The sequence below is a fragment of the Caenispirillum bisanense genome (assembly GCF_039523075.1).
Taxonomy (GTDB): domain Bacteria; phylum Pseudomonadota; class Alphaproteobacteria; order Rhodospirillales; family Rhodospirillaceae; genus Caenispirillum; species Caenispirillum bisanense.
In genome coordinates this window covers 1-7,658 of the sequence record NZ_BAAAEP010000091.1, presented here as the reverse complement: position 1 = coordinate 7,658, position 7,658 = coordinate 1, and the positions used below count along the sequence as shown (strand labels likewise).

Below are 7,658 nucleotides of genomic sequence, written 5' to 3'. Positions count from 1 at the left end.
CACCCTCGCGCTGACCGAACGGCTGGCGGAGGAAGTGGCGCCGCTGGTGCGCTGGAACGGCGCATGACCTTCCTGGTGGCCATGAGCATCGCCCTCGGGCTGGTGCTGCTGATCATCGTCCAGTCGCGCACCAGCTACCGTGACATGCGCGCCCTGCACGAGGCCGGCACCCTCGCGCTGACCGAACGGCTGGCGGAGGAAGTGGCGCCGCTGGTGCGCTGGCGCAAGGTGCCGGGCATCGAGGCCTTCCTCGACCGCATCGCCGACGACCCGCAGCTGTCGGTGGCCGGCTTCGTCGCCGCCGACCGCTCCGGCCGGCCGCTGCTGCAGAAGACCGTCGCCGGCCGGCCGCCCTTCGACCTGGAAGACGCCTTCAACCGCGCCCAAGGGGCGCTGGCCCGCGGCGAGACGGTCAGCTTCTCCACCAGCCGGCATTTCGTGGTGCTGTCGCCGCTGCATTTCGGCCGCGACCAGACGGTGGTCGGCTACCTCGGCCTCGCCTGGAGCCTGGATGCCATCAACCGCCAGCTGCTGACGGGCGTGCTGCAGCAGGTGGGGTTCTCGGTCGGCGCCGCCGGGCTGGCGGTGGTGGTGCTGCTGACCCTGCTGCGGCGGACCATCGCCCGCCCCATCGACGAGATGGCCGACGCCATGGCCGCCCTGGCCGGCGGCAACCTGGACGTGGAGGTGCCGCGCCTGCCCCGCGACGACGAGATCGGCCGCATGGCCGGGGCGCTGGCGGTGTTCAAGGACAACGCCGTCGAGCGCCACGCCCTGACCGAGGCGGTGCGGGCCCAGAACATCCAGCTGCAGGTGGAGAAGGACAACGCCGTCCGCCTCGCCACCCGCGCCCGCACGGCGGCGGAAGACCTGCGCATCGCCAAGGAAAACACCGAACGCGCCATGGCCGAGCTGAAGGCCGCCCAGGACCATCTGGTGCAGAGCGAGAAGATGGCCGCCCTCGGCCAGCTGGTGGCCGGCATCGCGCACGAGATCAACACGCCGCTCGGGGCGGTGAAGTCGTCCATCGGCTCCATCGGGCTCAACCTGCGCAGCCTCATCGACCTGCTGCCGGCGCTGCTGCACGAACTGGCGCCGGCCGACGAGGAACTGTTCCTCGCCCTGGTGGCCCACGGCACCCGCCCCGACCGGCCGCAGGCCACGGCGCGCGAGCAGCGGCAGCTGCGCAAGGCGCTGACGGCGCGGCTGGAAACGGCGGCGGTGGCCGACGCCCGCACCACCGCCGACGCCCTGGCCGACATGGGGGTGGACGAGACGGCGGTTGAGCGCTTCCTGCCGCTGCTGCACGGCCCCAACGGCGCCAAGGCGCTGGATGCGGCGCTGCGCCTGTCGCAGATGATGCAGGGCACCGGCACCATCGCCTCGGCCGCCGACCGCGCCGCCAAGATCGTCTTCGCGCTCAAGACCTTCTCGCGCTTCGATGCCGGCGCCGACATGGTGCCGGCCAGCCTGCGCGACGGCCTGGACACGGTGCTGACCCTCTACCACAACCAGATCAAGCATGGGGTGGAACTGGTGCAGGACTACGCGCCGGTGCCGCCCATCCCGTGCCGCCCGGACGAGCTGAACCAGGTGTGGACCAATCTGGTCCACAACGCCCTGCAGGCCATGGACCACAAGGGCCGGCTGACCATCCGCCTGTTCGAATCGGACGGCCGCGCGGTGGTGTCCATCGCCGATACCGGCTGCGGCATCCCCGACGACATCCGCGAACGCATCTTCGAGCCCTTCTTCACCACCAAGAAGGCCGGCGAGGGCTCGGGCCTCGGCCTCGACATCGTGCGCAAGATCGTCGAGCGCCACGGCGGCACCATCGACGTGTTCAGCCAGCCCGGCCACGGCACCACCTTCACCGTCCGCCTGCCGCTGGAGCAGCCGGGCGCCGCCGCGGTCGCCGCCGCTGCCACCGCCACCGGGGCCGACGACGCTGCCGCCCGCCCCGTCATCTCGCTGCTGCCCGCCGCCAGCCAGGACACCTCCGCATGACCGACCACGCCAGCCACCCCGACCGCGCCATCCTGTGCGTCGACGACGAGAAGATGATCCTGGATGCCCTGAAGGTGCAGATCAGCCGGGCGCTGGGCGACCGCTACCTCTATGAATTCGCCGAGAACGCCGACGAGGCCATGGAGCTGATCGAAGACCTCGCCAACGACGGCGTGCAGGTGCTGGTGATCGTGTCCGACTGGCTGATGCCCGGCATTCGCGGCGACGAGTTCCTGATCGCCGTCCACCGCAAGTTCCCGCGCATCGTCAAGGTGCTGCTGACCGGCCAGGCCGACGCCGCCGCCATCGACCGGGCGCGGGCGGAAGCGGCGCTGCACCGCTGCATCCACAAGCCCTGGAACGAATCGGACCTGATCGAGGCCATCACCTCCGGCCTTGAGGACGGCACCTGAGGCGCGGACGGCGCGGCACGGCAGGACACGGCAGAAAAACAGAAGAGGCGGCCTTGCGGCCGCCTCTTCGCCCGGATGCAGGGTCCGGTCACCCGACGCTTCCTCACCTAGACTGGGCCTGCTTTTTCAGCTTATCGCCCCTGGCCTGCGTCCGTTCCCGGCGAACGAGGCCTCGATTTACCGCATTCTGCGACGCCCGGGGATGCCTTTGGACGGGATCGCATTTCGTATTGCGTAATCGATGTTGCAATGTGTAATTGGTTCCCGAGCGCGAGTCAAGCGCCCGAAATTACCGAACCTTAAGGATTTCCCCATGAGCCGTTCCGGCCGCCGACCGGCCGTTCCCGCCGACCTCGACCACGAGCCCGAGGCCGACGACACCGACGATCACCACGCCCGCCGCCGCGGCGTGCAGTCCCTGGAAGTCGCCCTGCACCTGCTGACGGCGCTGGCGGAGGCGGCGCGTCCGCTGATGCTGAAGGAACTGTCGGAGCGCGCCGGCATGCCGGCCGCCAAGGCCCACCGTTACCTGGTCAGCTTCATCGAAGGCGGCATGGTGCGGCAGGATGCCGACAGCGGCCGCTACGCCCTCGGCGATTTCGCCCTCACCCTCGGGCTGGTGGCGCTGCAGGGGCTCGACATCGTGCGCGACACCGCCGGCGTGCTGCAGGACCTGCGCGACGCCCTCGACGAGACCGTGTTCCTGGCGGTGTGGGGCAACCGCGGCCCGACCATCGTGCGGTGGGAGGAAAGCGTGCGGCCCATCGCCGTCAACGTCCGGGTCGGCTCGGTGCTGCCGGTCGCCACCTCGGCCACCGGGCGGGTGTTCGCCGCCTGGCTGAAGGAGGCGGCGGGCCACGGCCTCGACCCCAAGCTGCTGGACGAAATCCGCCTGCGCGGCTTCGCCACCCAGCGCAACGCCCTCATGCAGGGCATCGGCGCCGTCAGCGCGCCGGTGTTCGACCACCGCGACCAGATCATCGGCGCCATCACCGTGCTGGGCGCCGACACCGGCTTCGACGCCAGCGCCGACGGTCCGGTCGCCCGCGCCTGCAAGGCGGCCGGCATCGAGGCCAGCCACCGCATGGGCTGGCGCACCCACGGCCGCCTGACCGCCTGACGCCCCCAAGGCGCCAGCAGGCGACGGCCGCGATCACTGCCACGGTCAATGGCCCTTGGCAGCCGCCGCCGGCGTTGAAAGGATCGGGGCCCCCTGCCGGGGCCCCGTCCGTTTCGCCCGCACCGGAGTACCGCCGCCCGTGTCAGCCCTGCATCCCGATCGCTCGACCTACCTGAAAGGCGTCGCCCTGTCGGCCGGCGGCATGATCGCCATCAGCCCCGACGGCCTGCTGCTGCGCCTGGTGCAGGATGCCGGCCACTGGGACGTGGTGTTCCTGCGCACCTTCGCCATCTTCTGCACCGTCAGCCTGTTCCTGCTGGTGCGCTACCGCACCCGCGCCCTGGCGGTGGTGCGGGCGCTGGGGCGGCCGGGGATCTGGGCGACGCTGGCGCTGTCGGGCGCCAACATCGGCTTCATCATGGCGATGCTGAACACCACGGTCGCCAACACCCTGGTCATCGTCGCCACCATGCCGCTGTTTTCCGCCGCCCTCGGCTGGCTGCTGATCCGCGAGCGGGTGTCGGGCCGCACCTGGGTGAGCATCGGCGTCGCCCTGGCCGGCATCGGCGTCATCTTCTCGGGCTCGCTCGGCGGCGGCACTCTGACCGGCGACCTGATCGCCCTTGCCACCGCCTTCGGCCATGGCCTTGCCCTGGTGCAGCTGCGCCGCATCGGCAACCGCGACACCACGCCGGTGGTCGCCCTGGCGGCCCTGGTGGCGAGCATGGTCGCCCTGCCCTTCGCCGCGCCGCTGGCCTATACCGCCCACGACACCGCCGTGATCCTGTTCCAGGGCGTGCTGCAGATGCCGCTGGCGCTGGCCATGTTCCTGTCCGGCGCCCGCTTCATCCCGGCCGCCGAGGTGGCGCTGTTCTCGCTGATCGAGACGGTGCTCGGCCCGCTGTGGGCGTGGATCGGCGTCGGCGAGGTGCCGTCGCTGCTGGCGGTGGTGGGCGGCATCATCGTCGTCGGTGCCGTGGCCGGCAATTCGGCGCTTGGCCTCATCCGCCTCAACCGCCGCCGCCAGCGGGAGGCCGCTGCTGCCGCCGCCGCCGTCGCCGGCTCCACCGGCACGGGAGGCGGCGCATGAGCCTCGACCTCGCCGCCCTGCGCGCCGACACCCCCGGCTGCGCCCACGTGCTGCACCTGAACAACGCCGGTGCCGCCCTCATGCCCCGCCCGGTCCACGAGGCCGTGGTCGGCCACCTGACCCGCGAGCTGGAAACCGGCGGCTACGAGGCGGCGGCGGAGGCGGAGCCGGCCCTGCGCGACACCTATGCCGCCATCGCCGACCTTCTCAACGCCACCCCCGACGAGATCGCGCTGGTGGACAATGCCACCCGCGCCTGGGACGTCGCCTTCTACGGCATCCCCTTCCGCCCCGGCGACCGCGTGCTGACCAGCCGGGTGGAATACGGCGCCAATTACGTCGCCTACCTGCAGATGGCGAAGCGGGCCGGCATCCGCGTCACCGTGCTGCCCGACGATCCCGCCACCGGCACCGTCGACCTGGCAGCGCTGGAGGCGGAGCTGGCGGCGGGCGGGGTGCGGCTGGTCAGCCTGCCGCATGTGCCGACCGGCTGCGGCGTGGTGGCGCCGCCCGCCGCCATCGGCCGGCTGGCCAAGGCCCACGGCGCCCTGTTCCTGCTCGACGCCTGCCAGTCGGCGGGGCAGCTGGCGCTGGATGTGGCGGCGCTCGGCTGCGATTTCCTGTCGGCCACCGGCCGCAAGTACCTGCGCGGGCCGCGCGGCACCGGCTTCCTCTACTGCCGGCGCGAGGTACTGGCGGAGATCGAGCCGCCAACCATCGACCACCACGCCGCCGCCTGGACCGGCCCCGACAGCTATGCCCTCGCCCCGACGGCGCAGCGGTTCGAGGTGTGGGAGAGCAGCATCGCCGGCCGCATCGGCCTCGGCGTCGCGGTGCGCTATGCCCTGGGCCTCGGCCTGCCGGTCATCGAGGCCCGCATCCGCAGCCTCGCCGCCCGCCTGCGCGACGGGCTGGCGGCGGTGCCGGGGGTGACGGTGCGCGACGGCGGCAGCGACCTCTGCGGCCTCGTCACCTTCACGGTCGACGGCCACGCGCCGCAGGCGGTGCAGGCGGCGCTGCGGGCGCGGGCGGTGAACGTGTCGGTCAGCGCCGCCGGGTCGAGCCTGCTGGATTTCTCCGCCCGCGGCCTGACCGCGGTGCTGCGCGCCAGCGTTCACTATTATAACAGCGAGGAGGAACTGGACCGCTTCCTCGCCCACCTGCGGGCGGTGACGGGGCGCTGACGCCGGGGGCGTTTCCGCCGCCGCCGGCCGGTGCTAGAGTGCTGTCCCCTCCACCGGACACCGAGCCATGCACCGCCGCCGCCCCTTTGTCCGCCGCCGAGTCGCCGCCGCTGCCGCCGCCCTTGCCGGGGCGCTGCTGGTGGCCGGCTGCGCCGTCGGCCAGCTGGGCGGACCGGCCACCCTCAGCCGCACCGACGTGCGCGATGCCCTGACCATCAGCGCCTGGCAGCATGCCGTCGGCAAGGGGCCGATGCTGCTGGAGGTCCACGGCAGCCCGACCGCCATGGCGCCGGGCGACTTCGCCCACGCCCTGGCCGCCGTCATGCCCTCCAGCCCCTTCCACCAGCCGGCCCGCTGGACCGCCGACCGCGCCCGCGCCGGCGAGCGCGACAGCCGCCTCGTGCTGATGTTCGGGGCGCCGGTCGGTGCCCGCGGGGCGACGCCCTGCGCCACGCCCGAGAGCGTGCCGGTGGCCTGGGGCATGCCCGACGGCCTTGCGGTGCAGATGTCCTTCTGCAACGGCGCCGAAAGCATGGGCGAGACCCGCCTCACCGGCCCCGCCGTCAGCGGCCCCGACGATCCCCGCCTGATTTCCATGCTGCGGCAGGCCATGGCCAGGCTGGTGCCGGTGCGGGCGCGGGAGTTCGACGACGACCACCTGCCCGGCCGCCGCTGCATCCCGCCGCTGTGCTGATTGCCGATTGCCACGAAAGCTGTCCGGACCATGACCGACGATACCCCGCCGCCGCCCAAGAAGCCGCTGCCGCCGACCCTGCAGGCGGCCGTCGCCGCCGTGAAGAAGGCGCACGCGCCGGCCCCGCGCGAGGATACCGCCCGCGGCCCCGGCGAGCAGGCGTGCAACAAGTGCGGCGCCGTGTTCCGCTGGGTGCGGTCCGACGCCGGCGGCGGCCGTACCGCCCTGGTGGCGCGGCTGGTGCAGGGATCGACCAAGTGCGACTGCGGCTACGGCAAGGCCACCACCGCCGGCCGCCGCTCGCCGCGCACCTGACGGCGCCGGACGGGAAAGGCGCCGGCGGGGCGCCGGCAGGCTCAGGGCGCCACGAACACCTTGCAGTCGGAATAGCCGTCGTTGACGAAGTGGTAGGTGCGGTCCGGCAGGGCCTTGCGCAGCGGGTCGCGCAGGTTCCAGCCCTGCTTGGCGACGCCGGTGTTGCCGCGGCCGATGTTGTCCTTGCCGGTGTACCAGATTTTCAGGCGGGTCTTCTGCACCTGGTTGAACTGGTCGCGCCGGCACAGCAGCGACAGTTCCTTGTCCAGGTTGCCCACGTTCCAGTACGGGCTGGTGGTCCAGCCGTAGGTGGAGCCGGCGCGCGCGTCCGTGCCCGCAACGGCCAACAGGCCGGCGGCGGCGGCAAGGACAAGGGCGAAACGGCGCAACATGGGAGACCTCGGCGTCCGGCGTCTTGCGCAAGGCGCGATCATCAGGCACCACTTTCCGCGTAACGCTTCCGATTGTCAAACGACATGGCCGCCTGGACCACCGATGTCACGCGCCTGCCCGCCGTGGCGGGCGCCTATGCCCTGCTGATCCGCCTGCCGCGCCGCTGCCCGCTGCCGCCCCGGTTCGGGGCGGGCGCGGTGCTGGCGGCGGGGTGGTACCTCTATCTCGGCTCGGCGCGCGGCGGGGGCGGCATCCGCGCCCGCTGCGCCCGCCATCTGGCGGCGGCCAAGACCCTGCGCTGGCATGTGGACTGGCTGACGACGCAGCCCGGCGCCACCGTGCGGGCGCTGCCCTTCCCCGGCGGCGACGAATGCGCCCTCGCCGCCCGTGCCCTGGCAGCCGGGGCGCGGGTGGCGGTGGCCGGCCTCGGCGCCAGCGACTG

9 protein-coding genes are annotated in these 7,658 nt (G+C 72.7%); 8 read left to right on the top strand and 1 reads right to left on the bottom strand.

Annotated elements, in window-relative coordinates:
- Nucleotides 1–63 precede the first annotated feature (63 nt).
- The 7 genes from ABD056_RS22105 (at nucleotide 64) to ABD056_RS22075 (ending at nucleotide 6,823) form a co-directional block, all read left to right on the top strand.
- Nucleotides 64–2,007: a HAMP domain-containing sensor histidine kinase gene (locus ABD056_RS22105; protein WP_343870376.1), complete on the top strand. Its 1,944-nt coding sequence runs from the start codon at nucleotides 64–66 to the stop codon at nucleotides 2,005–2,007.
- A complete protein-coding gene (locus ABD056_RS22100; protein WP_343870375.1) occupies nucleotides 2,004–2,420 on the top strand; it encodes a response regulator in 417 nt (138 codons plus the stop codon). The genes ABD056_RS22105 and ABD056_RS22100 overlap by 4 nt, the downstream gene beginning before the upstream one ends.
- Nucleotides 2,421–2,733: 313 nt before the next feature.
- Nucleotides 2,734–3,540 (top strand): IclR family transcriptional regulator, encoded by an 807-nt coding sequence (locus tag ABD056_RS22095; protein ID WP_343870373.1) that lies wholly within the window; start codon nucleotides 2,734–2,736, stop codon nucleotides 3,538–3,540.
- A 139-nt stretch (nucleotides 3,541–3,679) separates the two neighbouring features.
- The gene (locus tag ABD056_RS22090; RefSeq protein ID WP_343870371.1) at nucleotides 3,680–4,630 is read left to right on the top strand and encodes a DMT family transporter; all 951 of its coding nucleotides are present in this window, start codon (nucleotides 3,680–3,682) and stop codon (nucleotides 4,628–4,630) included.
- The gene (locus ABD056_RS22085) at nucleotides 4,627–5,814 is read left to right on the top strand and encodes an aminotransferase class V-fold PLP-dependent enzyme (protein ID WP_343870370.1); all 1,188 of its coding nucleotides are present in this window, start codon (nucleotides 4,627–4,629) and stop codon (nucleotides 5,812–5,814) included. Before ABD056_RS22090 ends, ABD056_RS22085 begins: the two co-directional genes overlap by 4 nt.
- Nucleotides 5,815–5,881: 67 nt before the next feature.
- Entirely contained in the window at nucleotides 5,882–6,508 is a 627-nt protein-coding gene (locus ABD056_RS22080; protein WP_343870368.1) for a hypothetical protein, read from the top strand.
- A 30-nt stretch (nucleotides 6,509–6,538) separates the two neighbouring features.
- Entirely contained in the window at nucleotides 6,539–6,823 is a 285-nt protein-coding gene (locus ABD056_RS22075; RefSeq protein ID WP_343870366.1) for a hypothetical protein, read from the top strand.
- A 41-nt stretch (nucleotides 6,824–6,864) separates the two neighbouring features.
- On the opposite strand, the gene ABD056_RS22070 is transcribed toward ABD056_RS22075, so the two are convergent.
- Nucleotides 6,865–7,215 carry a hypothetical protein gene (locus tag ABD056_RS22070; protein ID WP_343870365.1) on the bottom strand — a complete coding sequence of 117 codons (351 nt, stop codon included), beginning with the start codon at nucleotides 7,213–7,215 and terminating at the stop codon, nucleotides 6,865–6,867.
- Nucleotides 7,216–7,299: 84 nt separating this feature from the next.
- On the opposite strand from ABD056_RS22070, the gene ABD056_RS22065 reads away from it, so the two are divergent.
- On the top strand, nucleotides 7,300–7,658 hold a 359-nt coding region (locus ABD056_RS22065), incomplete at its 3' end, for a DUF123 domain-containing protein (RefSeq protein ID WP_343870363.1).

Excerpts from the sequence above, each read along its gene's own strand:
- ABD056_RS22080 (WP_343870368.1), top strand. The coding sequence starts at position 5,882 with ATGCACCGCCGCCGCCCCTTTGTCCGCCGCCGAGTCGCCGCCGCTGCC.
- ABD056_RS22095 (WP_343870373.1), top strand. The coding sequence starts at position 2,734 with ATGAGCCGTTCCGGCCGCCGACCGGCCGTTCCCGCCGACCTCGACCAC.
- ABD056_RS22070 (WP_343870365.1), bottom strand. The coding sequence starts at position 7,215 with ATGTTGCGCCGTTTCGCCCTTGTCCTTGCCGCCGCCGCCGGCCTGTTG.
- ABD056_RS22105 (WP_343870376.1), top strand. The coding sequence starts at position 64 with ATGACCTTCCTGGTGGCCATGAGCATCGCCCTCGGGCTGGTGCTGCTG.
- ABD056_RS22075 (WP_343870366.1), top strand. The coding sequence starts at position 6,539 with ATGACCGACGATACCCCGCCGCCGCCCAAGAAGCCGCTGCCGCCGACC.
- ABD056_RS22085 (WP_343870370.1), top strand. The coding sequence starts at position 4,627 with ATGAGCCTCGACCTCGCCGCCCTGCGCGCCGACACCCCCGGCTGCGCC.
- ABD056_RS22100 (WP_343870375.1), top strand. The coding sequence starts at position 2,004 with ATGACCGACCACGCCAGCCACCCCGACCGCGCCATCCTGTGCGTCGAC.